Source organism: Paenarthrobacter sp. AT5 (assembly GCF_032764245.1).
GTDB classification, from domain to species: Bacteria; Actinomycetota; Actinomycetes; order Actinomycetales; family Micrococcaceae; genus Arthrobacter; species Arthrobacter ureafaciens.
The window spans coordinates 533,200-560,166 of the sequence record NZ_CP136441.1 but is presented as its reverse complement, the minus strand read 5'-3'; the positions used below and the strand labels follow the sequence as shown (position 1 = coordinate 560,166).

At 63.8% G+C, this 26,967-nt stretch carries 20 protein-coding genes; 6 read left to right on the top strand and 14 right to left on the bottom strand.

Annotation, left to right across the window (positions count from 1 at the left end; all coding sequences use genetic code 11):
- The 14 genes from RI444_RS02695 to RI444_RS02630 form a co-directional block, all read right to left on the bottom strand.
- Complete coding sequence (locus tag RI444_RS02695) at positions 1-2,274, bottom strand: gluconokinase, GntK/IdnK-type (protein ID WP_207605157.1); 2,274 nt, start codon at positions 2,272-2,274, stop codon at positions 1-3.
- On the bottom strand, positions 2,264-3,493 hold the full coding sequence (gene manD, locus RI444_RS02690) for a D-mannonate dehydratase ManD (RefSeq protein ID WP_021471733.1): 1,230 nt from the start codon (positions 3,491-3,493) through the stop codon (positions 2,264-2,266). The genes RI444_RS02695 and manD overlap by 11 nt, the downstream gene beginning before the upstream one ends.
- A 216-nt stretch (positions 3,494-3,709) precedes the next feature.
- Positions 3,710-5,206: a glucuronide transporter gene (uidB, locus tag RI444_RS02685; RefSeq protein WP_207605158.1), complete on the bottom strand. Its 1,497-nt coding sequence runs from the start codon at positions 5,204-5,206 to the stop codon at positions 3,710-3,712.
- A 279-nt stretch (positions 5,207-5,485) separates the two neighbouring features.
- Positions 5,486-6,871, bottom strand: coding sequence for a mannitol dehydrogenase family protein (locus tag RI444_RS02680; protein ID WP_207605159.1), 1,386 nt, complete (start codon positions 6,869-6,871; stop codon positions 5,486-5,488).
- Positions 6,868-8,268 carry a glucuronate isomerase gene (gene uxaC, locus RI444_RS02675; RefSeq protein WP_207605160.1) on the bottom strand — a complete coding sequence of 467 codons (1,401 nt, stop codon included), beginning with the start codon at positions 8,266-8,268 and terminating at the stop codon, positions 6,868-6,870. The genes RI444_RS02680 and uxaC overlap by 4 nt, the downstream gene beginning before the upstream one ends.
- 113 nt (positions 8,269-8,381) lie before the next feature.
- Positions 8,382-9,428 carry a LacI family DNA-binding transcriptional regulator gene (locus RI444_RS02670; RefSeq protein ID WP_031216309.1) on the bottom strand — a complete coding sequence of 349 codons (1,047 nt, stop codon included), beginning with the start codon at positions 9,426-9,428 and terminating at the stop codon, positions 8,382-8,384.
- A 158-nt stretch (positions 9,429-9,586) separates the two neighbouring features.
- A complete protein-coding gene (locus RI444_RS02665; RefSeq protein ID WP_207605161.1) occupies positions 9,587-10,753 on the bottom strand; it encodes a Gfo/Idh/MocA family protein in 1,167 nt (388 codons plus the stop codon).
- A 27-nt stretch (positions 10,754-10,780) separates the two neighbouring features.
- Complete coding sequence (locus RI444_RS02660) at positions 10,781-11,641, bottom strand: sugar phosphate isomerase/epimerase family protein (protein WP_225740062.1); 861 nt, start codon at positions 11,639-11,641, stop codon at positions 10,781-10,783.
- A gap of 57 nt (positions 11,642-11,698) precedes the next feature.
- Entirely contained in the window at positions 11,699-12,580 is an 882-nt protein-coding gene (locus RI444_RS02655) for an ATP-binding cassette domain-containing protein (protein ID WP_021471740.1), read from the bottom strand.
- Entirely contained in the window at positions 12,577-14,517 is a 1,941-nt protein-coding gene (locus RI444_RS02650; RefSeq protein WP_021471741.1) for a dipeptide/oligopeptide/nickel ABC transporter permease/ATP-binding protein, read from the bottom strand. The genes RI444_RS02655 and RI444_RS02650 overlap by 4 nt, the downstream gene beginning before the upstream one ends.
- Complete coding sequence (locus RI444_RS02645) at positions 14,514-15,455, bottom strand: ABC transporter permease (protein ID WP_021471742.1); 942 nt, start codon at positions 15,453-15,455, stop codon at positions 14,514-14,516. The genes RI444_RS02650 and RI444_RS02645 overlap by 4 nt, the downstream gene beginning before the upstream one ends.
- 6 nt (positions 15,456-15,461) lie before the next feature.
- Positions 15,462-17,000: an ABC transporter substrate-binding protein gene (locus tag RI444_RS02640; protein WP_021471743.1), complete on the bottom strand. Its 1,539-nt coding sequence runs from the start codon at positions 16,998-17,000 to the stop codon at positions 15,462-15,464.
- Between the two features lie 289 nt (positions 17,001-17,289).
- Positions 17,290-18,297, bottom strand: coding sequence for a Gfo/Idh/MocA family protein (locus RI444_RS02635; RefSeq protein ID WP_207605162.1), 1,008 nt, complete (start codon positions 18,295-18,297; stop codon positions 17,290-17,292).
- Positions 18,298-18,358: 61 nt separating this feature from the next.
- Positions 18,359-19,204: a sugar phosphate isomerase/epimerase family protein gene (locus RI444_RS02630; RefSeq protein WP_207605163.1), complete on the bottom strand. Its 846-nt coding sequence runs from the start codon at positions 19,202-19,204 to the stop codon at positions 18,359-18,361.
- Positions 19,205-19,481: 277 nt separating this feature from the next.
- Here RI444_RS02630 and RI444_RS02625 point away from each other — a divergent pair, with 277 nt between their 5' ends.
- The 6 genes from RI444_RS02625 to RI444_RS02600 all read left to right on the top strand — a co-directional run bounded on the left by RI444_RS02625 (position 19,482) and on the right by RI444_RS02600 (position 26,906).
- Complete coding sequence (locus tag RI444_RS02625) at positions 19,482-20,498, top strand: LacI family DNA-binding transcriptional regulator (protein WP_207605164.1); 1,017 nt, start codon at positions 19,482-19,484, stop codon at positions 20,496-20,498.
- 112 nt (positions 20,499-20,610) lie between these two features.
- Positions 20,611-21,432, top strand: a complete 822-nt coding sequence (gene nadE, locus RI444_RS02620) for an ammonia-dependent NAD(+) synthetase (protein ID WP_207605165.1) — start codon at positions 20,611-20,613, stop codon at positions 21,430-21,432.
- Between the two features lie 303 nt (positions 21,433-21,735).
- Positions 21,736-22,371 carry a PadR family transcriptional regulator gene (locus tag RI444_RS02615; protein ID WP_207605166.1) on the top strand — a complete coding sequence of 212 codons (636 nt, stop codon included), beginning with the start codon at positions 21,736-21,738 and terminating at the stop codon, positions 22,369-22,371.
- Positions 22,372-22,458: 87 nt separating this feature from the next.
- The gene (locus RI444_RS02610) at positions 22,459-23,217 is read left to right on the top strand and encodes a MerR family transcriptional regulator (RefSeq protein WP_021471749.1); all 759 of its coding nucleotides are present in this window, start codon (positions 22,459-22,461) and stop codon (positions 23,215-23,217) included.
- A gap of 265 nt (positions 23,218-23,482) precedes the next feature.
- On the top strand, positions 23,483-24,811 hold the full coding sequence (locus RI444_RS02605) for a DUF1524 domain-containing protein (RefSeq protein ID WP_021471750.1): 1,329 nt from the start codon (positions 23,483-23,485) through the stop codon (positions 24,809-24,811).
- Between the two features lie 160 nt (positions 24,812-24,971).
- Complete coding sequence (locus tag RI444_RS02600) at positions 24,972-26,906, top strand: HNH endonuclease signature motif containing protein (RefSeq protein WP_316963862.1); 1,935 nt, start codon at positions 24,972-24,974, stop codon at positions 26,904-26,906.
- The last annotated feature ends 61 nt before the right edge of the window (positions 26,907-26,967 follow it).

Genomic DNA, 26,967 nt, shown 5'->3' with positions numbered 1-26,967 from the left:
TCAGAGCCGGGTGTCGAAGGAGTCACAGAACACGTTGTCGTTGAACGTCCCTTGGAACTCCGAGTTGCCTTGGATCTTGTGGATCGTCGCGCGGATGGCCTCCCTGGTTCCTGCGTGGGCGTGAATGGCGGTTTTCACCATGGGCACGTCGATCAGGTGGTTGGGCTGGTTCAGCGAGACGAACACAGTGGGAACTTCCGTGGCGTACCAGGGGATTTCGGCTGCCATGGGTGATGACCACTTGATGCGGATGGCCGCTTCCTGCGCGAACCCCTTGACGTTGGCAAAGACGAAAGCAGCGTCGTAGCGTTCAGCGTAATCCGCCGTGGCTTCCTCTGAGAGGACCCGCATGAAGTTCATCCCGGTCTCCCCCGCGGCTGAACGCTGCTCAGCCGTTTTGAACACGTCAACCGAGAAGCCCGCAGCTTCGAGTTCCTCCTTCACGGTGTCCAGGTAGGCGAGCGGGTCAGCGCGGGTGAAGTCCGCACCTCCGGAGATCCCGTAGAGCCGGATACGTTTGTGGGTTTCGGGCCTGATCGGGAGGTTGTTCGCGGTGTCTTTGACCAGGGTGACGGTCTTGTCCGCGATCTCGGCGGCCACAGCCTTATGGGCTTCACTTCCGATGACCGACAGCGCATCAGCCGACGGAACCAGTGATTCACGGGAAGCCGTGTGCAACCCAAGGCTCGCCTTGATGCCGAGAATCCTCCGGAGCGCATCCTGCAATCGCTCCTCGGTGATGACGCCGGACTTGTAGCCGTCCAGCATGAACTGGAAGTCCTCCTCCGGGTTACGGAAGAAGAGGAACATGTCGCAACCGGCAGCGATCGTCGCAGGTACCAGGTCCCGGCGCTTCATGGCCTGGGTCAGGCCAACCATCAGCGAGGCGTCGGTGAGCACCAGGCCGTTGAAGCCCAGTTCACCGCGGAGCAGGTCCTGCAGCAGCTCAGGGGCAAGGGTGGCGGGACGGATTTCGGAATCAGTCATTCCGGGCCGGAAGTGTCGCGACACCTCCGGGGCTCCGATGTGTCCCACCATGATCGACTGCACGCCGTGCCCGATCATTTCGCGGTACACGTGACCGTACGTCCGGCTCCATTCCTCGTAGCCCAGCGTGTTGTAAGAGGTGACCACGTGCTGGTCTCGCTCGTCGATGCCGTCGCCGGGGAAATGCTTCATCGCGCAGACGGTGGGTGATTCGCTGATGCCGTCGAAGTACTCCTTGGCACGCTCCACCACGATCTCCGGAGTATTGCCGAAGGCACGGGTGGAGATGACAGTGTTCCGCCAGTTGTAGTGGATGTCCACGATCGGCGCGAACGCCCAGTTGCAGCCAAGGGCGGCGGTTTCGACGCCGGCAACCCGGCCCATCTGCCGCGCGATCCCTTTGTCCGGGTGCGAACCAGCCTGCAGGTGCGTTGAAACGAAAGTGCCGTCGTCGCAACTTCCAGCGCCGCCCATCTCCGGGTTGGAGGCGACCAGCAGCGGAATCCGGGTCTTCGACTGTGCGTACCTGATGTGCTCCTGCACCGCGCCGGAGGGGCCTGGCCTGTACCGCATGCCGCCCACATGGTATTTCTCCAGCACCTCGTCAAGGTACTCCGGGGAGTAGTCATTGTTGTGGTTGATGAAGAGCTGCCCGATCTTCTCCTCCAGCGACATTGTGCCGATGGTGGATTCCACCCACTGGACAGCGGCGTCATCCAGGTTGAAGGGGGCGGCTTTCAGGTCCACTGGGAACCGGGCCGCGGCGTCCTGGATATTGCCGCCCTGGGCTCCGAGCAGAAACTCCGCGGCGCGGTCCACGATCTGGTCCACGGGATTTTCGATGTCCACCATTACTCCGTCTTCGTCGGATTGGAGATGTTCAAGGGTAGCCAGTTGTGAGTCCAGGAGGGAGGTTGGCATGAAGTGGCCGGGGCGGTTGTTCATGCGTTCGCCCAGGAGTTCGCGGGTTCCGTGCAGGTGCACGAATGCCACGGTCGGGTCGCCTTCGCGGATGATGTCGCGGTACGCGCGCTTGAGCGCACTGCACGCGATCACCAGGGCCGCGTCCGACGTCGAGAATCGCCTGCCGATTTCGGCCAGCCAGGGTGCCCGGTCGGCGTCGTTCAGGGGTGTGCCGGCGGCCATCTTGTCGATGTTCGCCTGCGGGTGGAGGGAGTCGCCGTCCAGGAACTCGGCGCCGAGCCGTTCGGCCAAGGCCGCACCGACGGTGCTCTTGCCGCACCCGGCGACGCCCATGACCACCACGTGAATCGGTTTACCAGTCATGAACGGTGCCGTCCACGAGGCGGTTGTAGGGCAGGTAGGCCTGCTGGTACGGGTAGGCCGCGGCGGCTTCTTCGTTGAATTCGACGCCGATGCCGGGCTCATCGCCCGGGTGCAGGTAGCCGTCCTTGAAGGTCATGGACTGTTGGAAGACCTCGTTGGTCTTGTCCGAGTGCTGCATGTATTCCTGGATGCCGTAGTTGTGGATGGCCAGGCCCACATGCAGCTGCGCGGCGAAGCCCACCGGGGAGATGTCCGTGGGCCCGTGGAAGCCGGACTTGATCTGGTACTGCGCGGCGAAGTCCATGACCTTCTTCAACGGGCTGATGCCACCGAAGTGGGTGGACGCGGCACGGACGTAGTCGATCAGCTGTTCCTTGATCAGGGTCTGGTAGTCCCACACGGTGTTGAAGATTTCACCGATGGCCAGCGGGGTGGTGGTGTGCTGGCGGACCAAGCGCAGGCCCTCCTGGTTCTCGGCCGGGGTGCAGTCCTCGAGCCAGAACAGGTCATACGGTTCCAGGGCCTTGCCGAGCTTGGCGGCCTGAATCGGGGTCATGCGGTGGTGGCCATCGTGCAGCAACGGGATTTCGGGGCCGAACTCGTTCCGCACGGCTTCGAAGACGGTGGGCAGGTGGCGCAGGTAGGCGCGGGTGTCCCAGTCCTCCTCCAGCGGGAAGTTGCCCCGGCCTGCAGGTTCGTAATCGTAGCGCTCCCCCGAGGCCTGGGCCTGCGCGGCAACACCGTACACGGCCTTGATCCCCGGGACGGCGGTCTGGATACGGATGGACTTGTACCCAAGTTCCAGGTGCTCGCGCACGGAGTCGAACAGCGAAGGGATGTCCGAACCGGAGGCGTGGCCGTAGGCGCGGAGCCCGTTGCGCGAGGCGCCGCCCAGGAGCTGGTAGACCGGCATTCCGGCCATCTTGCCCTTGATATCCCACAACGCCATATCGACGGCGGCAATCGCGGCCATGGTCACGGGGCCGCGGCGCCAGTACGAGGACCGGTACAGGAACTGCCAGGTGTCCTCGATCCGGTGCGGGTCCTTCCCGATCAGCAACTGGGCCACGTGCTCCTTCAGATACGCGGCGACCGCCAGCTCGCGTCCGTTCAGCGTGGCATCACCGATACCGGTCACACCGTCCTCGGTGGTGATCCGCAGGGTGACGAAGTTACGGGACGGGCTGGTCACAAAGACATCAGCAGCAATGATTTTCACAGCTTTTCCTTTCGGGACAGTGCTGGTGGCGAACGAAGGGTTAGCTCTCGGCGGAAAGCAGGGGTGTAAGTGCCGGGATCTCACCCCTCGGCGAAGTTGAAACGAGTCTAGGATGATTGCGCGCTTTTGGCAATCGGTTGCCAAGTCGCGCGGGATGGAGAGTGGAGTCGGGGCAGGGCACCAGTTGACGCGGCTACCAGCTGACGCGGATCCCGGCTAACGCGACCCCTGGCTGAGCGAGCCTTTGCCGCGGGATGCTTGCACGGATTCCGGCGCGGGGGCTTCCACGCTGCCAATGGCCCCGTCCGCGCCGCGCCCGGGCACCGGACCGCCGTCGTCGTGGGCTTCTTCAGCGCCGCCCTCCTGCGGACGGCGACCCTCCTGGACGGCCCGCCGCGCTTTGATCTCGTTGACGATTTGGGCATGCATGGCGTCGGTCAGCTTGTACTTGGCCATAACGGCGATGGCGAGGATCACCATGATGGCAGGCAGCGCACCGGCGGCGAACTGGATTCCCTGCAGGGCCTCCGGGCTTTGGGTGGCGCCGGACTTGTAACCGCCCATGGCGAGGGCGTAGGCAGCGAGGGCGCCACCAACAGCCTGCCCGGTCTTGCGGGTGAAGGAGAACAGCGCGTAAGTGATGCCTTCGGTACGGACACCGGTCTTCCACTCACCGTATTCAACGGTGTCAGCCTCAAGCGCCCACACCACGATGCTCACGGCCATCACGCCGAGCATGCTGACCAGCAGGCCGGAAAAGCCGATCCAGGTCAGGGCTGCCGGGGTGAAGAAGATCATGGCACCGCCTACTGCGCTGAGCGCACCTGCTGCGACGTATACCGTCTTCTTGCCGAACCTGTGCACCAGCTTGGGCATGAACGCCGCGAGGACGAACGTCATCACCAGTTGAACGATGGACATCACGGCATACAGGTCCAGCCGGCCGAGAACATCGCGGAGGTAGTACAGCTGGACGGAGGAGAGCGCCATGTAGCCGGTCAGGAAAAGGAACGAGCTCAGGCAGAGCATCAACAGTGGACGGTTGGTCTTCAGCGTGTCCATGCTCTGCTTGAAGGAAACCTTGGGCACCGACCGATGGACCCGCTCTTTGGCCGTGGCGAAGGTGAAGAAGTAGAGGGCAGCGCCTATCACCACGAAGATCAACGTGATGGTGGTGAAGGTTCCTTGCAGGTCGGCCCCGGGCTTGATCAACGGTGCCACGAAGATACCCAGAGCGGAACCTACCAGCAGCGCACCCACCATGCGGGCTGAGCCAAGCTTGGCACGGTCGCCCGGGTCCTGGGTCATCGCCCCGGCCAGGGACCCGTAGGGGATGTTCACCAAGGAGTATGCCAGGCCCAGCGCCGCGTACGTGACGTAGGCGTAGAGCAGAGTTCCGGTTTCACCAAGCTGCGGCACCGAGAAAGTGGCAACGCTCAGGAGGAGCAGGGGAATGGAACCGAACATGATGAACGGCCGGAATTTGCCGAAGCGCTTGCTGTAGGTGCGATCCACGAGCCGGCCGGCAAACACGTCTGCGAAGGCGTCGAAGATCCTCACGACCAGAAGCAACGTGCCTGCAGCGGCAGCAGATATGCCGGCGACGTCCGTGTAGTAGACGAGGAGGAACATGGTGGCCGTGGTGAAGGCCAGGTTATTCGCGGCATCGCCGGCTCCATAGCCGAGGATGCTGAGCTTGCTGAGCTTTTTCAATGCGGGCTCCTTTACCCTTCGCGTCATTGCGGACCGGACGTACTCTGAGCAGTGCTTTGGCGACTGGAGTGGCGAACCCGGATTGTGCAGCTGTTGTAATTCTAGTCACGTTGGCAAGAGTTTGGCAATCGGTTGCCGCAAATTTCCTTAAACTGTTTTTGTGAGGGCGGACGCACAAGAAAGCCCGGGCGGGCAGGGAATACCCCCGCCCGACCGGGCAAATTCTTCGGCGTGGCCAAACCCGCGGACGGCGCGGGACCGGCCGCGGAAGACCTGCTGCTAGGCCGCGGTGCCGGACCGGACTCCACCTGCGCCGGCTGCGGCAGCAGCAGGTGGAGCACCATCCCGGAAAGGTCCGCTAAGCCCGTGCACAAGCTGCACAACGGCGCCGTCACGGGCCAACTCGTCATCCAAAAGGGCAAGCAGTGCCTGGGTCCGCGCAGCGCCGGACAGCAGGTCCGCCTGGGCGATCGCTTCCGATTGCGGGTCCTGCCCGCCGGGATGCGCGGCCACAAACGCCGACCACGCAGCGATCATCCGCGCCGCCGCAGCACCCGTGCGGCCATCCCCGCGCTCGGCCCGGAGCACCGGCACCGCTCGCATGCGGAGTTTGGTGCTGCCATCCACACCAATCTGGGCAAGGTGGTGGGCGATCCGCGAGTTGCCGAAGCGCTCCAGCAACGCGGTCCGGTACTCCGGCACCTGCAATTCTTCTCCAGGCAGATGACGGGCCGCCTCGTCCCAGAACTCTTCGACGGCCTGGCGGCACGCGGTGTCTTCCAAAGCCTCGGCCACGGTGGCGTGGCCCCTGAGTTGCCCGGCGTACGCGAGGATCGAGTGGGCCCCGTTCAGGAGCCAAAGCTTGCGGTTCTCGTACGGTTCGATGTCGTCCACGAACACCGCGCCGGCGTCCTCCCAGCGAGGCCGGCCTGCCGGGAAGTCTCCGGACAAAACCCAGTTGTGGAAAGGCTCGGTGACCACGGGCGCGTCGTCGAGGTAGCCGCAGGACTCGGCCACCAAGGCCACGTCTTCGGGAGTGGTCCGGGGTGTGATGCGGTCAACGGAGGTGCTGACGAAGCTGACGTTCGCGCCGATCCATTCGGCCAGCCCGGCATCAACCTCGCGGGCCAGTGAAAGCACCCCGTTCCGGGCTACGTTTCCGTTGTCCGAGAGGTTGTCGCAACTGACGACGGCGAGCGGCCCGGCGTCGTGGTCCTTACGGGCGGCGAGGCCCGCGACCAGGCGGCCGATCGGCGTCGTGGGTTCACCTCCGGACAGCAGTACGGGCAAGTCCGCGGCGCCCAATCCGTACGCAGCCTCCGTGATGGTCAAGGTCACCACGGCGGTGGACGGAGCGGCGAGGAGGTCAACGAAGCGGGCCACATCAGCACCGTCGACGGCTTCGACGATGCTGCCCACCACTTCAAAGGAGTCCCCGGCGTCGGAGCGTTCCACGACAGTGAACAGGCCATCCTGGGCGGCCAGGACAGTTGCCGCGTCGGGCCTGCGTCCGGTGAACGAAGCGATGCCCCACTCCCCTGCATCGCCGGCGTGCTGGGTGTACCAGGCTTGGTGGGAGCGGTGGAAGGCGCCGAGTCCCAGGTGCACAATGCGGACGGGCGCCGCCGGGGTGGTGCGGCTCAGCCGCGCGCGCGGAGTGCTCATAGTTTGAACACCCGGCGCGGGGATCCGTCGACGATGTCGAGGATGAGCTCGTGGGCACGGTCCTCGGAAACCCGGTGTTCGGCCACCAGGCGGGCAAGGAAGGAAGCTTCGATCCTGCGTGAGGCGTCATGCCGGGCGGGGATGGAGCAGAAAGCGCGGGTGTCGTCGATGAAGCCGGACGAACGCGAGAATCCTGCTGTCTCGGTGACGGCGGAGCGGAAACGCAGCATGGCATCCGGCGCATCGAGGAACCACCACGGGGCACCAAGGTAGACCGAGGGGTAAAAGCCCGCCAACGGCGCCAGTTCCCGGGAGAAAACAGTCTCATCCAAAGTGAACAACACCAGGTGGAAGTCCTTGGCCGTGCCGAAATCCTGCAGCAGGGGCCGGATCCCTTCGGTGTAATTGATGGCAAACGGGATGTCGTGGCCGGTGTCCGCGCCAAAAGCCTCGAACGTCGGCTGATGGTGGTTGCGGTAGGAACCCGGGTGGATGGTCATGACCAATCCGTCTTCCACGGACATCCGCGCCATCTGGTACATCATGTGGGCTTCGAACGCATCGCGATCCGCGGCTGTGGCTTTGCCGGCGCGGGCCTTCTCGAAGAGCGCTTCCGCGTCGGCTTGATCCAACTTCAGGGTTGCCGGCGTCCGCACGCCATGGTCCGCGGACACGGCACCGTGGTCCACGAAATAACGACGGCGGTTTTCCAAAGCGGCGATGTAGCCGGCGTAGCCAGTGCCGCCGTCGGCCGCGGTTTCGATCAGGCGCTCCACGTTGGCGGCCCAGGCAGGGTGGGCAACGTTCAAATACGCGTCCGGGCGGAACGTCGGCAGGACGCGGCCGTTGAAGCTGGCGTCGGCGGTCAGCGCCTTGTGGCTGGCCAGGTCATCCAGGGGATCGTCCGTGGTGGCAAGGACCTCGATGTTGAAGTCCTTGAAAAGCTGCCGCGGACGGAAGTCCGGTTCGGTGAGCTTGGCGGAAATTGCGTCATAGCTGGCGTCGGCGGACATCCCGGAGAGGTCGGCGCCAAGTTTGAACACCTGCTCGAACTGGGTCCGGAGCCAGTAACCGGAGGCCGTTCCCTCAAAAAGGGGCCAGGCTTCAACGAACCTGCGCCAGACTCCGCGCGAGTCCTTGGAGTCGCTGGCATGAAGCTGATCCATGGGCACCCCGTCGGCGTGGATCAGGCGGGTGACGTAATGGTCCGGGCTCACCAGCAATGCAGCGGGATCCGGGAACGGAGTGTTCTGCTCGATGACAGCGGCGTCAACGTGGCCATGGGGAGAAATGATGGGCAGGTCCTGGACGCGCTCCAGCAAGGACCGCGCAATGCTGCGGGTCCCGGGATCAGCGGGCAGGAGCCGGTCAGGATGGGCTGCAAGGGACTGTGACATAGGTCAATCTTCGGTTTCCCGATGAGGTTTTGTCAACCGGTTGCCAAAAATTGCCACTCGATTGCACCGAGCATTGCCTGAGGTCTGCAGGGGCCCTGCATCGCGGAAAAGAGTTAGCTAAGCAACCTGCCGCTGGAACCCCGCACCACGAGTTCCGTCTCGACGCTCACCGGGCCGGCCGGCGCGTCGTGGCCATGCAGCACGTCAAGCAGGATGGTCACAGCGCGGGTGCCGCACTCGCGCAGCGGGGACCGCACGGTGGTCAGCGCCGGCGTGGTGAAGTCCGCGCCAAAGATGTCATCGAATCCCACGATGCTGATCTGGTCCGGAACCTGCATCCCACCGGCTTGGAGTTCCTGCATGAGGCCAATGGCCAGGAGGTCGTTGTAGGTGATGACCGCCGTCGCACTGCTGTCCAGGACGTCGCGCGCTACTTTCCTGCCGCCGTCGACGGTCGGTTTGGACGATTCCAAGCGAACGGCGCTCAACTTGGACCACTCGCAGGCGGCTTTGACACCCTCCCAGCGCCGGGCAGTCATCCATGATTGCTGCGGCCCCGCGACGTAGGCGATGTGCTCGTGACCGTTGGCAGCCAGGCTCCTGACAGCCTCCCCGATGCCCTTGTTGACGTCAGGAACCACGCAGGGGACGCCCTCTATCTCGCGGTTGATGACCACCACAGGTTTGTCCCCGGCCAAGGACCGGATGTTGTCGTCGTCCATGCGCGGACTGGCGAGGATGAGGCCATCCACTGTGCTCAGCAAGCGCCGGGCGGCAGTGACTTCGGTTTCCGGCGACTCCGAGGACTCTGCGAGGACCAGCGTGTAGTCGCGGGCAGCGCCGGTGGTTTCCGCTCCGCGGATGATGTCAAAGAACGTGGGGTTGGTGATGTCCGCGACGATCAGTCCGATGGTCTGCGTCCGCCCCGTGGGGAGCGCCCGGGCAAAGGGGTTGACCTGGTAGTTCAGTTCAGCAGCCGCATCTTCGATGATCTTCTGCGTCTTGGCGCTGACCCTGCCCGGCTTGCTGAGGGCGCGCGAAACAGTGGAAGGATTGACGCCCGCCAGCTTGGCGATGTCGTAGATGGTGGGTGAGGACTTCTCTCCGCGTCCGCGCTTGGCAGGGGCAGTGGAGGTTCCGGTGTTCGTCGCTTCAGTCACCGCTCCATCGTAGTGCGGTTTGGCAACAAAAAGCAGGACGGTTGCCAAAAACGCTCTCTCACCTTCCGTCCCGATGAGCCGGCTCCTCTCTCGATTTCTTGAAGAAAGTGATAGAGCGTCGGCGGAAAAGCGGGGTTAGGTGAGAGAGCGTCCAGGGGTCAGGCGCGTTCCGGGAACGTGCCTTCTTCAGCGATGCGCTTGTTGAGTTCCTGCAGGAATTCGTCCTCATCGAAGTCGAGGGAAACTTCCTTGCCGGTCCAGCTGGAGAGGTGGATGGCGTTGGCCAGGCGGACGCCGTTGATGCCGTCGGAGCCGGGGGCAAGCAGCGGGGTCCCATCCAGTATGTTGGCTGCGAAATTCTCCAGGACGCCGGCGTGCTGGCCGCCCCAGACGGACTCGAACTCTATGACTTCCGTGGAGTAGAGCTCCTCCCGGTTCAACTGGCCCATGAAAAGCTTGCGGACATCGTCCATGCCCATGGAATCGCTGATCTCGCGCTCGGGCTTGACCAGTCGCGTCACCGTGGCCACCTTGCTGTCCTCCACCACGATCTTGCCTTGGTCGCCCAGGATTTCGAACCTGTCGGTTCCCACGATGTCGTGGGTGGCGGTCACGAAAACGCCCGTGGCGCCGTCGCCATAGTCAACGACGGCGGTGACCTCGTCTTCGACGGCGATGTCACGGCGGAAGCCGTACGCCACCTTCGAGTAGACGGACTTGGGGACGCCGCAGATCCACTGCCACAGGTCCAGCTGGTGCGGTGCCTGGTTGACGAGGACGCCGCCGCCTTCGCCGCCCCAGGTGGCGCGCCACTCGCTGGAGTTGTAGTAGCCCTGCGGACGCCACCAGTTGGTGATGATCCAGTTGGTGCGCCGGATGGTGCCTATTTCGCCGCCGTCGACGATTTCCTTGAGCTTCTTGTACAGCGGGTTGTTGCGCTGGTTGAACATGATGCCGAAGGTGAGCCCGGGTTTGGTGGCCGCGAAATCGTTCAGTTCCTTGACCTGCTTGGTGTAGACGCCCGCGGGCTTCTCCACCAGCGCGTGGATGTCACGTTTGAGGGTCTGGATGCCAATTTCGGGGTGCAGGTAGTGCGGAACACACGTCACCACAGCATCCACGGACCCGCTTTCCAGCATGGCGATGTAGTCGTCAAAGAACGGTGCCTCCGGGTACTGGGAAGCTGCGAGTTCCTTCTTGGCGTGGTCGACGTCGCAGATAGCGCCGATTTCCATGTTCGGCACCATGCCGTCCTTGATGAATTTGGCGTAGGCGCCGCCCTGCTGCCCAAGGCCGATGATGCCGAGGCGTACTTTCTTGCTCATGAAATCAATCTCCGTCAGTTGAAGAATCTAGAAAAGGTCGCTGTGGCCCATGGCCACGAGGTTGTCGTAGGAAGTCTGGAGGGCGTCCCACACCGTGCGGCCGTAAAGTTCGTCCTGCTCCACCAGGAGGTAGCGGGCACCGGCGTCGACGGCGGCCGGAACGATTGACGGGAAGTCCAGGTTGCCTTCGCCCACCTCCGCGAACTGCACGACGTTCTTGAACTCCGCCATGAAGCCGGCGAAATCACCGGATTCCAGGAAGCCGAAGGACGACTCCGGCATCTGGCCGATCCGGTAGTCCTTCAGGTGGACCATGGCCGTCTTGCCTGCGTACCTGGCAAGGGTCCGGACCGGGTCCAGGCCGCCGCGCTGAACCCAATGGACGTCGATTTCCATGCCCATGGCCGGAGAGTTTTCCGCAATGATGTCCAGCATGTACTTGCCGTCGAACTTCGCGAACTCCACGTGGTGGTTGTGGTAGTAGAGGCTGATGCCGTGTTCCTGCAACCGCTCCGCGTATCCGTTGGCCTGCTTGGCGAAGTCCACTACCGCCTCCAACGACTTCATGGCCGGGAACGGCAGCATTCCGATGCGGAGAAGGCTGCTGTCCAGGCGTTTGGCATCATCGACGATCTTGTCGAAGTTGTCGGCCAGCGACTCCACCGGCATGCCTTTGCGGCCCTCGACATTGACGGACAACGCGGCGATGTCCATGCCCAGTTCAGTGCGTGCACGGTCCAGTTCACCCACGTTCTCCGGGGTCATGGGGATCTGCGAGATCTCCACTGCGTTGTAGCCGATCGCGCTGACTTTCCGCAGGGTCTCGAATGCTCCAATGTCGGCGAAGCTCTCCTTGAGCATCATCGCCTGTACGCCTATCTTGGCCACTTTTTCCTCCGTGGTTTCCGGCCCGTGAAGGCCACTTGGTGCAGCTGGTCCGGGCTGCTAGGCCGCGGCGCCAGCCTGTTCGGTCTGTTGGCGCTGCTGTTCCAGCAGCCGGTGGCGGTCCGCACGGCGCTGTTCCTGGCGGTCCGGATCGGGTACCGGGGACGCCAGCAAGAGCCGCTGCGTATAGGGGTGCCCGGGTTCCCGCGTGACGATGTCGGCCGGCCCCTGCTCCACGATCCCGCCGCGGTACATGACCGCCACGCGGTGGCTGATGTGCCGGACGACGTCGAGGTCGTGCGAGACAAAGAGGTAGGAAACCCCGGTATCGCGTTGGATCTGCAGGAACAGGTCCAGCACGCGGGCTTGCGTTGAGAGGTCCAGCGCGCTGACGGGTTCGTCGCAGACGATCAGTTTGGGAGACAGTGCCAGCGCGCGGGCGATCGCCACGCGTTGCCGCTGGCCGCCGCTGAACTCGCGGGGCAACCGGTGGATGGCATCCGATGGCAGGCCCACTTGGTCCAGCAGTTCCTTGACCCGCTTCTTTGCGGCCCCCTTCGCCATGCCCTGGACGCCCAGGGGCTCGGCGAGGATGTCACCGATTTCCAAGGCAGGGTTGAGGGATGTGTAGGGATCCTGGAAAACCACCTGCAGGTCCCGGCTGAGGGTCCTGCGCTCCTTGCGGGAGGCGTTGCTGATGTCGTTTCCTTCGAAGACCACCTTGCCCTGGGTGACAGGAGCCAAGCCCAGGACGGCCCTGCCGAGGGTGGTTTTTCCGGAGCCGGACTCCCCCACCAGGCCCAGGGTCTCGCCCTGTCCAATGGTGATGTTGATGTCCGCCAGCGCCCGGAACGGCTTGGCCCGGAACCTTTTGCTCGGGTATTCGACCACCAGGTTTTCAACGGAAAGCAGGGGTGCGTCCGGACGAGTAACGGTGCTCATGCCACAGGCTCCTTTTCTGCTACGCGGCCCGAACCGGAATCAGTGTGGGAAACGGGACCTTCAGGCGGGGAAACGAGCATGGTCATGGGCTCCTTACCTTCAAGCATGGACCCCAGGAGGGTCTGCGTGTACTGCTCTTTGGGGTTGCGGAGGATCTCGCGCACGGTGCCTTCCTCCACCAGCCGGCCGTTCTGCATGACGGCTACGCGGTCGCAGAGGTCGGCCACCACGCCGAAGTTGTGCGTCACGAGGATCACGCCGATGTTCAAGCGCTGCTGCAGTTCGCGGAGCAGGTCCAGTACGTCGGCCTGGACGGTGACGTCCAATGCGGTGGTGGGTTCGTCTGCGATCACCAGGTCCGGTTCGCAGCTGATGGCACCGGCAATCAGCACGCGTTGCGCCATGCCGCCGGAGACTTCATGCGGGTAGGCGTTGAAGGTACGTTCCGGATTGACGATCCCGACGTCGGTCAGCAGTTTGAGTGCCCGGGTGCGGGCTTCTGCCTTGCTGATGCCGAGGACGCGGACCATGGGCGTGACCAGCTGGTAGCCGATGGTGAATGCGGGGTCCAGGTTGCTCATGGGTTCCTGCGGGATGTAGGAGATCCGCTTGCCGCGCAGTTTGGACAACCGTTCCTGGTTGACCCGGTCCTCACCCGGCGCCACCGTGTAGTTGCCGTCGAACTGGATGGAACCTGCAACGATCCGTGCGTTGTCCGGCAGCAATCCCAGGATGGAGAACGCGGTCTGGGACTTGCCCGAGCCCGACTCCCCCACGATTCCCAGGATCTCGCCGCGGTCCACGTGGAAGGAGACGTCGTCCACTACCTTCTTGATGGAACCGTCCGCCTGCGGGTAGCCGACTCCAAGGTTGGTCACCTTGACCAAGTGGTGTTCGGTTCCACGCTCGACGGCGGCAACAGCCTTCCGTGACTGGCGCGCCTTGGCGGGTTCCGCCGTCGTGCGTTCTGCCCCGGTGGCTGTTGCCATGGCAGCGGCCTTTGCTGAAGCGGGGGTGCGCTTCTTGCGGTGCTTGATCTTTTCGCCGTCTTCCAAGGCATCGCGGATCGCGTTGCCCAGCAGGACCAGTCCGCCGATTGTCAGCGCCATGGCCAGTGCCGGCCAGAGGAGCAGGGTTGGCGTCATGTAGACGTTCTTGAAGCCTTCGGAGAGCATGACGCCCCACGTGGCCTTGGTGGGATCGCCGAGGCCCAGGAATTCGAGTCCGGACTGGATGGCGATTGCCACGCCGGCAATGGCCGCGGTCTGGATGATGATGGGTGCGCGGACCACGGAGAAGATGTGCCGGGCCACGATGCTGAGGTCCGAGAGTCCGGAGACACGGGCGGCGTCCACGTACAGTTCGTTGCGGACGGACTGTACCGCGGCCCGAGTGAGCCTGAAGTAGGACGGGCTGATGAGGATGCCGAAAGCGATCATGCTGATCCACACCGAGGGGCCGAAGGCCGCGCGGATGGTGAGCAGGACGATCAGGCCCGGAAGGCTCATGAGGATGCTGACCACCCAGTTGGATACGGCCTCGAACTTGCCCGCGTAGTATCCGGCGATGAGGCCGGCAGGGAGGCCGATGGCGATCGCGACGCCGGCACACAGCAGTGCCGACAGGAGCGTCAGCTGGGCACCGAAGAGCAGGCGGCTCCAGTTGTCACGGCCCGCACTGTCAGTGCCCAGGATGTTCGTGGAGTCGGGCGCCGCGAGGGTCTTGGAGATGTTCGCGAAGTTCTCCTCGAAAGGAGCAATCACGGGCGCAAAGATGGCCAACAGGGCTATGGTTCCCAGGATGACGATCGAGGCGATGCCCAGGGGGTTCTTGAAGAGCCGCCGCATGACGGTGGAACGGACCACAGTGCCGCTTTGGCCTTCGCCGGCCACGTCGGCGGCTGCTGTTGCTGTTGCTGAATTCATGGAGTCGCTCATGACACACGTACCTTCGGGTTGAGCCAACCATTGACGATGTCCACCAGGAGGTTCACCACGATGACCACCACCACGGTGTACATCACGACGCCCATGACCACCGGGAGGTCGGTCTGGCTGGTGGCTGCGACAGCGAGCGGACCCATGCCGGGAAGGGCGAAGATCTGCTCGATAATCACGACGCCGCCCAGCATGCCGATCAACTGGAGGCTCAAGACGGTGAGGCCTGCCGGTGCTGCGCTGCGGAGAACGTGCTTGAAGAGAATCTCCCGTTCTCCAATACCGCGGCTGCGGAGAGTGCGGACGTAGTCGCGTTCGAGTTGCTTGATCACGGCGCTGCGGATCTGTTGGGCTCCGCCGGTAACGCCGTTGATCAGCAGTGCGATGACGGGGAGCGTCATCGAGATGACCCAGGCCTCGGGTCCCACCTCGGGCGAGATGGTGCTGGTGGCCGGGAAGAGGCCCAGCTGGATGGCCAGGAAGGTCACAAGGAAGACACCGATCACGTACCCCGGGATGGAGTCACCGATGATGGCGCCAATCTGGACCACCCTGTCCACCCAGCCGCGCTTGACGGCTGCCGCAACACCGATCAGTGCTGCGCAGATGGCGATCAGGATCATTGCGGCGAAAACCATGGTCATGGTCACGGGAATCCGGGTGGCCAGGGAGTTGGCCACCGGCTCGGAAGTGAACCATGAGGCTCCAAGGTTTCCGGCCAGGGCATCGCCCAGCCAGGCGAAGTAGCGGACGAACAAGGGCTGGTCGAGCCCAAGCTCCTGCTCTTTCAAGGCAACTTGTTCAGGGGTGGCCTGGTCACCCAGGATGTTCCGGGCAATGCTCCCGCTTGAGGTGTACAGCAGGGTGAAGGTGAGTACCGAGACGACGAACAGCACCACCACCCCGCTGCCCAGCCTCTTGGCAATGAACTTGATCATGGCGTCCTACTTGGCAGGCGAGTAGTTGTAGATGGAAGGAACGGCCTGCTGTGCTTGCGGGACTACGTTCACTTTGTCGTTGTGGTAGTACATCTGGTTCACGCGGAACAGTGGTGCGAACCAAGCCTGCTCAACCACGTACTTGTTCACTTCCTGTGCCTTGGTTCCTGCGTCTTCACCGGCGGTCCGCACTGCCTGGATCTTTTCCTCGAGCTCAGGCGTGGTGGTCTTGAACGGGTTGTACAGGGCCTTGGTGGAGACAATCTGGTCGATGGCCACCGTGGGCTCACCCTGGAACAGGTTGAAGAAGAGTGCGTGGTACTTCTGGGCTGCCACGTCCGCTGTAAAGGTGTTGGTGATCGCCGCACCCGGGTTCAGGGTAATTCCGACGTCGGCAAGCTGCTGCTTGAGCACCGAGATCAGGGTTTCCGCACCGGGAAGGGTGGGAACGTCGATGCTGACCTTGCCTTCAAAGCCGGATTCCTTCAGGAGTTGCCGGGCCTTGTTCGGATCGTAGGTGTAGTAGTTCTCCAGCTCTTCAGTCCACGCACCGCTGTCCTTGCCGAACGGCTGCGAGGTGGGGGTTCCCTGGCCAAGCATCACCTGGTCCAGGATGGTCTTCCGGTCGAAGGCGTAGTTGATGGCCTGGCGGACCTTGACGTTGGCCAGGGCCGGGTTCTTGGTTCCTTCCCGGTCCAGCAGGAGCAGTCCAGACCAGTCAACCTGGTTGGCCTCGAGCTTCATCTTGGCGCCCTCAGCCTGCTTGCCGTTCTTCGGGTCCAGAAGGGTGGCGTCGATCTGGCCGGAAACCAAGGCGTTGGTGCGGGCCGTCGGATCCAGGAGGACCTTCAGGGTGATCTTCTTGTACTTCTGGAGGTCCTTGTTCCAGTAGCCTTCGCGGGCGTTGAAGACGCTCTGCGAGTCCTTGACCGAAGCGGCCTTGTCCATGACGTACGGGCCCGAGCCGACCGGTTCGGTCTTGATGGCGTCCGTACCCAGGGCCTTGGGGCTTCCCATCAGGCCGGCAGCCTGGCTGAGGAAGTACTCCAGTGCGGGTTCGGGGGCCGTCAGGTTGATGTCGATGGTGTCCGCGTCCACCACGGCAATGTCGGACACGGAGCTGAGCTGGGCCATCTGCGGGCCGTTTGCCTTCTTGAAGTGGTCCATGTTGGCCTTGGCAGCTTCAGCGTCGAACTTCGCACCGTCGCTGAACGTCACATCCGTGCGCAGGTCCATGGTCAGCTTGGTGCGGGCTTCGTTGTACTTCCACTCCGTGGCCAGCATGGGGCTCAGCTTGCCGTCCGGCTCGCGGAGAATCAGGGAGTCGTAGGCCACCTGGTAAGGCTGGAGGGCGTGGCCGACGTGGGCCTGGGCGGGATCCCACGAGGTAAGGTCGCGGAGGGTTCCCAACGTGAGCGCCGTGACGGTCTTTCCACCGCCTGCGTTCGAGCCGGCTCCTGCGCCTGCGCCTCCGCCGCAGGCCGTAAGTGCCAGTGAGGCGCTCAGGACGATGGCAGCTGCTGCCGCCTTGGGACCTAACTTCATTGTCGGCTCCTAATGAGTCTTTGCCTGATGCGAACAGGATCCGGATCAGAACTGAGGAGTGTGGCATAGGCCACATGTTTCTGGGTGTGGGATTCACAGTACGGACTTTGTCGCTTCTTGGCAACCGATTGTCAAAAGTTTCTGGAATTGTTGCCAGAGCGTTTTCCAGCCCCTGCCCACGCACCCAACTGGGTCGCATTAGTGCACGTTTAGAACGCTCAAAACGCGCACAAATGCGACCTACTTGGGGCAGGGCGGGGCGGGCGTTTCAGGGTGGGGCGGGATCGGGTCAGGCGACGAGGTCCGCGAGGTCCGGGTAGCTCTGCGCGTAGATGTCCTTAACGATCCGCAACGACTTCGACGCTTCGGCCGGGTTGATCCAGAACGGCCCGGGGGCCTCCAGCTTTGCGTAGAAATCCTTGATCAGGAGTTCATGGGACGCCCCCCAATACGAACGCCCCCCGGTTTCCTGCAGCTGCTCCTTGATGACCTCCACGGAGCCGTCCGCGTATGTCACGGTGAGGTCGCCGCGGAGGCTGAGGGTGGCGTTCTCCGTGACGATGTCCAGCGTTACCGGCGCGTTGACGGCATTGGCCAGCGTCGCATAGAAAACACTCCGGGCACCGTTCTCATGCTCCGCCACGAACTCCGCGGTGTCTTCCACCTCGATGACTCCCGCCAAAGCACGGGTCGCGGCACGGCCTTCCACCTTCGCCACATCCCCCACCAGCCACTGCAGGAGATCCACGGTATGGATGGCCTGGTTCATCATCAAGCCGCCGCCACCCTCGGCCCACGTTCCACGCCACGGCCGGTCGCGGTAGTAGTCACCCGAACGGTGCCACATCACGGTTGCGGAGGCGCCCAGCACCTGCCCCAGCGAACCGCCGTCCAGCAGTTCGCGCATGGCTTGCGATGTCGCGTTGTAGCGGTTCTGGAAACAGACACCGATCTTCGCCGGGCTCCGTTCGGCCACGTCCACCAGGCGGCGGCCTTCTTCGAGCGTGTGCGCGAGCGGCTTCTCCACGATCACGTTCACGCCCGCCTCAAGGAAGTCCGCTGCCAGCGACGCGTGGAGGTGGTGCGGCGTGCAGATATGTACGACGTCGGGCCTCGCCTTCGCCAGTAAGTCCAGATGGCTCGCGTACCCCGGTACCCCGTGGGCGGCTACGGCCGCAGCCAGCCTGTCCGGATCGGCGTCGCAGACCGCCACCAATTCGACGTCGGGGGTTCCGGCCAGTGCCGCGAAGTGGACGCTGGAGACGTCTCCGCAACCGATGATTGCTGCTGTGGGCATGTTCCTGCTCCTTTGAAGGATCCCTTGCTTGGTGTAGTGCTCTTGGCTGTGCCGTGCCTGGTCAGGCCAGGCGGACGCCGTTCTTTGCGGCCAAGCCTGCGAAGGCCCGGGCAGCCACGCCAAAAGCGACCGGCCCGGAAAAGCCGCCCAGCTCGTGCGCCGCGGCCAGGTGCGGCTCAAGCGAAGCGAAGCCTGCGTAGCCGTCTGCGGCAAGCGCGGCGATGGTTTCATCCAGCTCGCCGTCTCCTTCACCGGAGGGGACAACTTCTCCGGTGGTGGCCAGCGCATCCTTGACTTGGAAGTACTCGAGGTAGGGGCGCAGGAGCGTGTAGCCCTGCGTGTATGGCTTGACGCCCACCTGCACGAAGTTTGCATTGTCCCACGCGACGCGAAGAGCCGGCGAACCAACTGCCTCCATGATGTCCAGGACGCGCTCCGGGGTGTCTCCGTAGATGCCCTTTTCGTTCTCATGGAGCAGGATGATCCCGTTCGCCTCGGCTTCGGCAGCCAGGGCGCCCATCCGCTCGATCACTGCGTCGCGGATGTCTTCCTGGCTCTGCCCCTCGGCCCTGTAGAAGGAGAAGATCCGCACATACTTGGTATCCAAGGCCTTGGCCACGGAAATGATCTGCCGGAGGCGTCCGAGTTCGTGCTCCAGCGGAAGGCTGACATCCACTTTGCCGATGGGGCTCGCGACAGCGGAGACTTTGAGACCCTTGTCGTCGAGGATCGCCTTGAGGCGTTCGACGTCGGCCGGTTCCAGTTCCGAGACGTTGGTCCCCCAGGCGCTGCGGACTTCAATGTGGCTGGCGCCCAACGCCAGGAGGACGGCTGCCTGGATAGCGGGGTCGGGGTCTACTTCGTCGCCGAAACCGGACAGGCTCCACACGGCGCTGGGTTGAGTCACGTATATCTCCTTGGTGGTACCGGTGAATCTGCTGGCGTTGCCGGCGGTTGCGTCGGCTACGCCAGCACCGGAGGCGGTTGCGGGTGCTCGCCCGTGCGGAACCGCGGGGCCGCGGGCCAGCAGGAGTGATGGGGTTCACAGGGCTTGCTTCCCGACTGAGTCTAGCGAGTCTGGCACACCGTTGACAACCGATTGCCATTTGCTGCCAACTATGGCAATCTTGACCAACGGTGTGGCAGTGGTCACAACCGTTTTCGACGTTCAGAGAGGAACGCCCATGGCGACGCAACCCGTGGCAGCAGAGCGCCCTGCCACCATCCATGACATTGCCGCCTTGTGCGGCGTTGCGGCGTCAACAGTCTCACGTGCCCTGACCAATCCCGAGCGCGTGAATATCCGCACCCGCGAGCGGATCCGGGCTGCCGCCGTCGAACTTAACTACACGCCCAACTCCCAAGCAAAAGCCCTGAGCTCCGGCAAAACGGGCGCTGTTGGCGTCCTTGTCCCGGATATCACCAACCCCTTCTACTTCGACCTGATCCGTGGCACCCAACTGCAACTGAAGGCCGCCGGCTACACCCAGCTCCTGGTGGATACCGAGGAGTCTGATGAGGTGGAGGCCAGCACGCTGGATCAGCTGCGCAAGAGCGCGGACGGAGTAATTGTGGCAGCCTCCCGCCTGAACGACGCCGCCCTCGCGGAAGCTGCGACGCGGATGCCCATGGTCACCGTCAACCGCGATGTAGAGGGTGTACCGGCTGTCATCATTGACACCCCCTCGGCCATGACGCAGGCACTTGACCACCTCATCTCCCTGGGACATACCTCGGTGGCCTACGTTTCCGGGCCTGTCGTGTCCCAATCGGGTTCCCGACGCTGGGCGGTACTGTCAGCCGCTGCCGAGGACCGTGGGATCGAGGTCCGGCTGCTGGGTCCGTTTGTTCCGAAGACCCAGTCAGGCGCTGCCGCAGCCGATGCCGCCGTACACAGCGGGGTGAGCGCATGCATCGTGTTCAATGACCTCATAGCGATCGGCATGCTGCAAAGGCTGCGGGAACGGGGCATCCGCGTCCCTGAGGACATGAGCATCGTAGGCTGCGACGACATTTTCGGGGCGGACTTTTGCAACCCTCCCCTCACCACGCTGAGCTCTCCCATTGAACAGGCCGGGCGGATGGCCGTGTCCATGCTGCTGGCCCAGCTGAACCCCCTGGCCGGCGGCGGAAGCCGGAGCCGCTCCGTCATGCCCACGCACCTCACGGTCCGCGGCTCCACCGGCCAGGCACCCAAGTAGGTAGCAGCAGAGCGCGTTTAGCGGGCTCAGAACGCGCACAACTGCGACTTACTTGGGCACGCCGCTTCATGATGGTTGAGGCTTTGCGATCCCGCTGACTAGTGTTGAACCCATGCGCGAACTCCAGGCCACAATCATTGAGGAAATGGGCGTACAGCCCCGGATCGATCCCGCGGGGGAGGTCCGCAAACGGGTTGAATTCCTGAAGGAGTATGTGAAGGCGACCGGTACCAAGGGGTTCGTCCTGGGCATCTCCGGCGGGCTCGACTCCACGCTGGCGGGCAGGCTCGCCCAGTTGGCGGTGGAAGAACTCCAGTCAGAAGGCGTGGACGCGAACTTTGTGGCCGTGCGGCTCCCCTACGGCGTGCAGCACGACGAAGATGATGCCCAGGCAGCCATGGACTTCATCAACGCCAAGACCGAGTGGACCTTTAACATCGCCGCCGCCGTGGACGGCTTCGAGGACGAGTTCCAAAAGACCACGGGCGCGGAGATCTCAGACTTCCACAAGGGCAACACCAAGGCCCGCGCACGCATGATCGCGCAGTACGCCCTTGCGGGCGAACACAACTATCTGGTGATCGGCACCGACCATGGCGCCGAATCCGTCACGGGCTTCTTCACGAAATACGGCGACGGCGGTGCGGACATCCTGCCGCTGTTTGGACTGAACAAACGCCAGAACCGTGCAGTGCTGGCCGAACTCGGCGCACCCGCGCGCCTGTGGCAGAAGGTTCCCACGGCAGACCTGCTGGATGACAAGCCGGGCCGGACCGACGAGGACGAACTGGGCATCACCTACGACCAGATCGATGACTACCTCGAAGGCCGCGACGTACCCGAGGGCGTCGCCGAAATCATTGAGCAGAGGTACTTGCGGACCCGCCACAAGCGGACTGTCCCGGTCACCATTTTCGACACGTGGTGGAAATAGCCCACCGGGCCTGACCAGCGTCACCGCACCCTAGGCAGACAGCCTCTAGTACGACGGCGGGTGCCGGCTTCCATACGGAAGTCGGCACCCGCCGTCGTTCTTTAACCCTCTATCACGCCCCACCCCCTCCAGCCGATCGCTCTATCACATCCCACCCCCGACAGCCGATCGCTCTATCACGCCCCACCCCCGACAGCCGATCGCTCTATCACCTCCCGTTGACGACTTGATCTTCACCGATATATCGTTAAGTATCGCCGATAATCCTTCGGCGACCTTTACAACCGAAAGGAAGATGCTGCGATGAAAGGCATCCACGAACACGACAACAACGCATTTCCAGAACACGGCCATGGGCACCCTGAGCACGGGGGCGGCCGCGGCCGCTTCAACCGCGGCAGGGGACGCCGTGGCCCTGGTGGTCATGGCGGTGGATTCGGTCCAGGCTTTGGTCCGGGTTTCGGCCCGGGCGGTTTTGGGCCCCGAGGCTTCGGACCGGGCGGCCCGCGCCGCAACCGCGGCGACGTCCGGGCAGCCATCCTCTCGCTGCTGGCCGAAACTCCTTCCAACGGATACGGCCTGATCAAGACCATCGCGGAGAAGACCTCCGGCGCATGGCGGCCAAGCCCGGGATCCGTTTACCCGACCCTGCAGCAACTGGTGGACGAAGGCCTCATTGCTGCTGTGGGCGAAGGCAAGCGCACGGAATTCACGCTCACCGATGAAGGCCGTGCCTACGTCGCCGAGCACGAAGAGGAATTGGCCAACGCCTGGAACACCGAAGCCGACGCCAGCGGCGCCGCCTTCCACCAGAGCGTGGGCAAGCTGATGGGAGTCATCCACCAGTTCCGCTCGGGAGTCTCCGATGAACAGCGGCAGGCAGCCATCGCGAAGCTCGACGAAACCCGTCGGGCGCTTTACCTGATCCTCGCTGACTAACAGTGATCCATCCCTTGACCTTGAGATGTTGACCTTGACGTAACGTCAACGCCTACTGTCGAAGAACAGGCACAGGATGGAGGACGGATGGACTGGTCGATCCAGGAAATCGCCAAGATGGCCGGAACCACCAGCAGGACGCTGCGGCACTACGACGATATCGGGCTGCTCAAACCAAGCCGGACCGGACATAACGGTTACCGCTACTACGACGGTCCGGCCTTGGTTCAGCTCCAGCGCATCCTGTTGCTCCGGGAGCTCGGGCTTGGCCTTCCCGCAATCGCGGAAGTGCTGGCTCGGGAGACAGACACCGTCAGGGCCCTCAGCAGCCATTTGGAGTGGCTCGGCCAAGAACGGGATCGACTGGCCCGGCAGATGGCCTCCGTTCAGCAAACCATCAAGACATTGAAAGGGGATGGAAACTACATGGCACAGGACATGTTTGACGGCTTCGACCACACTCAATACAAAGACGAGGTGGAGGAGCGATGGGGCAAGGACGCCTACGCCAAGAGCGACTCTTGGTGGCGTGGCATGAGCCCGGAAGAAAAGCAGGACTGGAAGGGCCGGGCCGGGAAACTGGGAAGCGACTGGATAGCGGCGGCCTCCGCCGGCATATCGCCGGAGAGCCCGGAAGCGCAGGACCTCGCGCAGCGGCATGTTGAATGGCTTCGCGGCATTCCGGGAACACCATCCGCCACCCCGGGCGGAGATGTGAAGGGCTACGTTACCGGCCTCGGCGAGATGTATGTGGCAGACCCCCGGTTCGCCGCGAACTACGGCGGAGAAGCAGGGGCGATGTTCGTCCGCGACGCTTTGCGGATCTACGCGGAGGCGAATCTCTGAGCAACGCACGTCCGGGACGGCAAGCGCCCCGATCCCCGGGTTATGGCGGGCCATGACGGCCCGCCTGCACTTCGGCCGGCGTCATAATCCGGGCGGAATCACAAACCTGTAATTCGAATACTAGAATCCCCGAGGGCGTTCAGCCACAAGCGCTCTCATCATCGGCCGCTGACTCACGGTTCGATATCGAAATGGGGATTTCTTCGTGTCCAATCACATCCCGCCCGGGACGGGTTCATTCCGGCTGCCCACGTCAACAATTTGCATGGGCATCATCGCTGTTCTCTTGCTGATAATCAGCGCCTTCGCATCCGGACTCGGCGGCATGCTGATCATGCTTGGCCTGCTGGCCTTGCTGACCGGAATCTACGTGGTAGCCACAGGCCGGCCTTCCTGGGCGTTGTTGCCCGGCGGTCGCCGCGCCGGAGCAATCGTCCTGACCGGCGCCTTGGTCTTCTTCGTTGCCGGCGGCGCGTTGAGCCCTGCTCAACCGAGGGAAACGCTGGAGGCTTCCAAAGCTGCTGCCGAGGCGCAGAAGCTGGTGGACGCTTCCGCTTCGCCGTCGGCATCAGCCACGCCAACGCCAACGTCCAGCGCGTCCGACGCCGGAGCCCCCTTGGATCCCGACGTCACCAAGGCTCTCGCCGCCGGAGCGTCATACAAACCTCCGCATGCACAGCCGGCGTACGCCTCAAAGGCGCTGGACGTCCTGGCCACGCTGCCCATCAAGGGCCGCGCCCCGAAAACCGGCTACGACCGCGATGAGTTCGGGCAGGCTTGGGCCGACGTCGACCGCAACGGATGCGACACCCGCAACGACATCCTCAAGCGCGACCTCACACAGATCGCGTACGCCAACAGCGTTCCCTGCAAAGTCCAAAGCGGTACTCTCGCGGATCCGTACACGGCCAGGACCATTGGCTTTGTGCGCGGTGCCAGCACCAGCGCTGCCGTTCAGATCGACCACGTCGTTGCCCTGAGCGACGCCTGGCAGAAAGGCGCCCAGCAGCTGAGCCTCGGACAACGCACCGCTTTGGCGAATGATCCGCTGAACCTGCAGGCCACCGACGGGCCTACGAACCAGCAAAAGGGCGACGGCGACGCAGCGACCTGGTTGCCGCCACACAAGTCATTCCGGTGCGAGTACGTCGCCCGTCAGATTTCTGTGAAAGCCACCTACAGCCTCTGGGTGACACAGGCGGAGCACGACGCCATGGTCGGTATCCTGACGGGCTGCCCGGGACAGCTTGCGCCCACGAATGAGAAGGCCCCGGTTGAGACACCGGCTCCGGCATCACCCGCAGCTGTTGAGCCGGCTCCGGCAGCGCCTGCTCCCCCGGCTGTTGTTGCGCCTGCGCCTGCCGCCCCGGCACCTGCGCCCGCTGTCGTGCCCCCTGCCCCGGCTGTTGTACCCCCAGCCCCGGCACCTGCACCTGCACCTGCCCCTGCTGTCGTGCCCCCGGCACCCGCGCCCGCGTATTACGCCAACTGCGCGGCGGCCAGGGCTGCCGGTGCCGCACCCTTGTACGCCGGACAGCCCGGCTACAGGGCGGGATTGGACGGAGATAAAGACGGAGTGGCCTGCGAAAAGTAAGCCTTCGACGAAACATCCTGCCTCCGGTACACAACCCTTCGGGGTTTCTGACCGGGGGCAGGACTCTTTCGCGCACCCTGCCCGCAGTTTCCCGGCTGGTTTTTCCACATACAGGATGGGGGCTGGTTACAGGGTCTGGGTGGGGTGGAAGGCTTGGTTTATGGGTTTGAGCGGGCAGGATGTGGTGGAACGGGCGGGTGCGCCCGGTGCTGCGGCTGCCAACGGCGGTGGACCTCCCGGCGCCGGTGACCTTCCCAGCAAATACCCTTCCGGCGGCGGTGGGGTCGTTGAGGATGTGATGGAGGCGTTGGAGGACGGGGCGGCGGTGTTGGAGACTGCGCGTGCCCTGGCGTTACCGGCAGGACGGGTGTTCGATGTTCAGGAAGCGGCAGACTTCGCTGCCCGGGTCGAGGACCTCTCCCGAAGCATCGGCTACCTGCAGATCATCGCAGCCCACGCGGTCGAACGCACCCGCACCGAAGCCAAACACAACCCCGCAAAGCCCGTCCCGGGCTGGCGGACCGGCTGGACCGAAACCCCACACACCGCCCACGCGCACACACCCGGCACCACTGCCGTACCGGCCCCCGGTGTTACCGCACCCGACACCCGGGCGGGGTCCGGTAGTGTCCTGTCGTCCGGGGCGGGGACGGAAGCATGTGCCCGGGCTGGTCGTCCCGTCTCCAGTGCCGGTGCCGGTGCCGGTGCTGTGGTTGGGGCCGTTGTGGGGTCCGGTGCTGTTCGGTCTTCTGTGGCGGGGGCGGGTTCGGTGCTTGATGACGGGTACCGCAACGCCGCCGAGTTCCTGCGCGCCAGGCTCCGGATCGATATCCGCGAAGCCCGCCGCCGCCTGACCCAAGCCGCGCTCCTGCTGCCCGGAACCTCCCTCACCGGAGAAACCACCACCCCACGGCACGAACACCTCGCCACCGCGTTCGCCGCCACCGACGTGCCCTCCCGCTCAGCGACCATCATCACCACAGCCCTCGAACGCGTCGCCTTCATCGCCCACCCCGACACCCTCACCACCATGGAACACGCCCTGACCCGCACCGCCACCCACAACGACCCCGACTTCCTGGCCAAAACCGCCCAACACTGGATCAACCGCATCGACCACGACGGACCCGAACCCACCGAAGAAGAACTCCGCACCATCCAAGGAGCCTTCATCCGCAAACCCCGCCGCGGACTCCACCACATCGAAATCTTCGCCACCGACGAACAATACGAAACCCTCATCACCACCATGAACACCGCCACCAACCCACGCCTAACCCCACACAACAACCCCAACACCACCAGCGCGGGCACTACTGCCAGCCCCAGCACCGTCAGCGCCGTCAGCGCTGCCACCAGCGTCAGCAACGCCAACACCGTCAGCACGGTCAGTGTCGCGAGGGTCACCGGGCACAGCACACCAGGGCCCGAACTGGACCGCCGCTCCCGCGCCCAGAAACTCCTCGACGGTCTCATCACCGGCTGCAACTACGCCTTGCGCACCGGCAAACTCCCCGCCAACGGAGGCCTCAAACCCCAACTCACCGTCACCATCAACGCCAACGACCTCTACCCCCAACTCCAAAACCCACCACACCAGCCAACCCAGCCAGACCAGCCAACCCGGCCAGCCCGGCCAGACAAGGGCGGCTCCTCAGCCCGGCCGGGCAGCGCAACAGCGACCTTCACCGGCCCCATCCACGCCAGCACCATCCGCAAAATCGCCTGCGACGCCGACATCCTGCCCGTCCTCCTCGGAACCAACGGACAAGTCCTCAACATCGGCCGCACCACCCGGATCTTCCCACCCCACATCCGCAAAGCCATCGCCGCAAGAGACCAAGGCTGCACCTTCCCCGACTGCACCATCCCCGCACCCTGGTGCGAAGCCCACCACATCACCTACTGGTCACAAGGAGGCACCACCAGCACCAACAACGGCACCCTCCTGTGCTCACACCACCACCACCTCATCCACAAAGAACAATGGAAAATCACCACCCACCAAGGCATCCCATGGTTCACACCACCACCCCACATCGACCCCACCCAAACACCCCAACGAAACCACCACCACACACCCAACCGAACATGACACCCTGCCCCAAAACAGGAAACACCCACGGCCGCCCGGCACACCCCGGTCACTTGGCGCG

Excerpts from the sequence above, each read along its gene's own strand:
- RI444_RS02625 (WP_207605164.1), top strand. The coding sequence starts at position 19,482 with ATGGCGACGCAACCCGTGGCAGCAGAGCGCCCTGCCACCATCCATGAC.
- RI444_RS02650 (WP_021471741.1), bottom strand. The coding sequence starts at position 14,517 with ATGAGCGACTCCATGAATTCAGCAACAGCAACAGCAGCCGCCGACGTG.
- RI444_RS02640 (WP_021471743.1), bottom strand. The coding sequence starts at position 17,000 with ATGAAGTTAGGTCCCAAGGCGGCAGCAGCTGCCATCGTCCTGAGCGCC.
- RI444_RS02605 (WP_021471750.1), top strand. The coding sequence starts at position 23,483 with ATGGGCATCATCGCTGTTCTCTTGCTGATAATCAGCGCCTTCGCATCC.
- RI444_RS02655 (WP_021471740.1), bottom strand. The coding sequence starts at position 12,580 with ATGAGCACCGTTACTCGTCCGGACGCACCCCTGCTTTCCGTTGAAAAC.
- uxaC (WP_207605160.1), bottom strand. The coding sequence starts at position 8,268 with ATGTCACAGTCCCTTGCAGCCCATCCTGACCGGCTCCTGCCCGCTGAT.
- RI444_RS02635 (WP_207605162.1), bottom strand. The coding sequence starts at position 18,297 with ATGCCCACAGCAGCAATCATCGGTTGCGGAGACGTCTCCAGCGTCCAC.
- nadE (WP_207605165.1), top strand. The coding sequence starts at position 20,611 with ATGCGCGAACTCCAGGCCACAATCATTGAGGAAATGGGCGTACAGCCC.
- RI444_RS02680 (WP_207605159.1), bottom strand. The coding sequence starts at position 6,871 with ATGAGCACTCCGCGCGCGCGGCTGAGCCGCACCACCCCGGCGGCGCCC.
- RI444_RS02600 (WP_316963862.1), top strand. The coding sequence starts at position 24,972 with ATGGGTTTGAGCGGGCAGGATGTGGTGGAACGGGCGGGTGCGCCCGGT.
- RI444_RS02615 (WP_207605166.1), top strand. The coding sequence starts at position 21,736 with ATGAAAGGCATCCACGAACACGACAACAACGCATTTCCAGAACACGGC.
- RI444_RS02645 (WP_021471742.1), bottom strand. The coding sequence starts at position 15,455 with ATGATCAAGTTCATTGCCAAGAGGCTGGGCAGCGGGGTGGTGGTGCTG.
- RI444_RS02665 (WP_207605161.1), bottom strand. The coding sequence starts at position 10,753 with ATGAGCAAGAAAGTACGCCTCGGCATCATCGGCCTTGGGCAGCAGGGC.
- RI444_RS02610 (WP_021471749.1), top strand. The coding sequence starts at position 22,459 with ATGGACTGGTCGATCCAGGAAATCGCCAAGATGGCCGGAACCACCAGC.
- RI444_RS02695 (WP_207605157.1), bottom strand. The coding sequence starts at position 2,274 with ATGACTGGTAAACCGATTCACGTGGTGGTCATGGGCGTCGCCGGGTGC.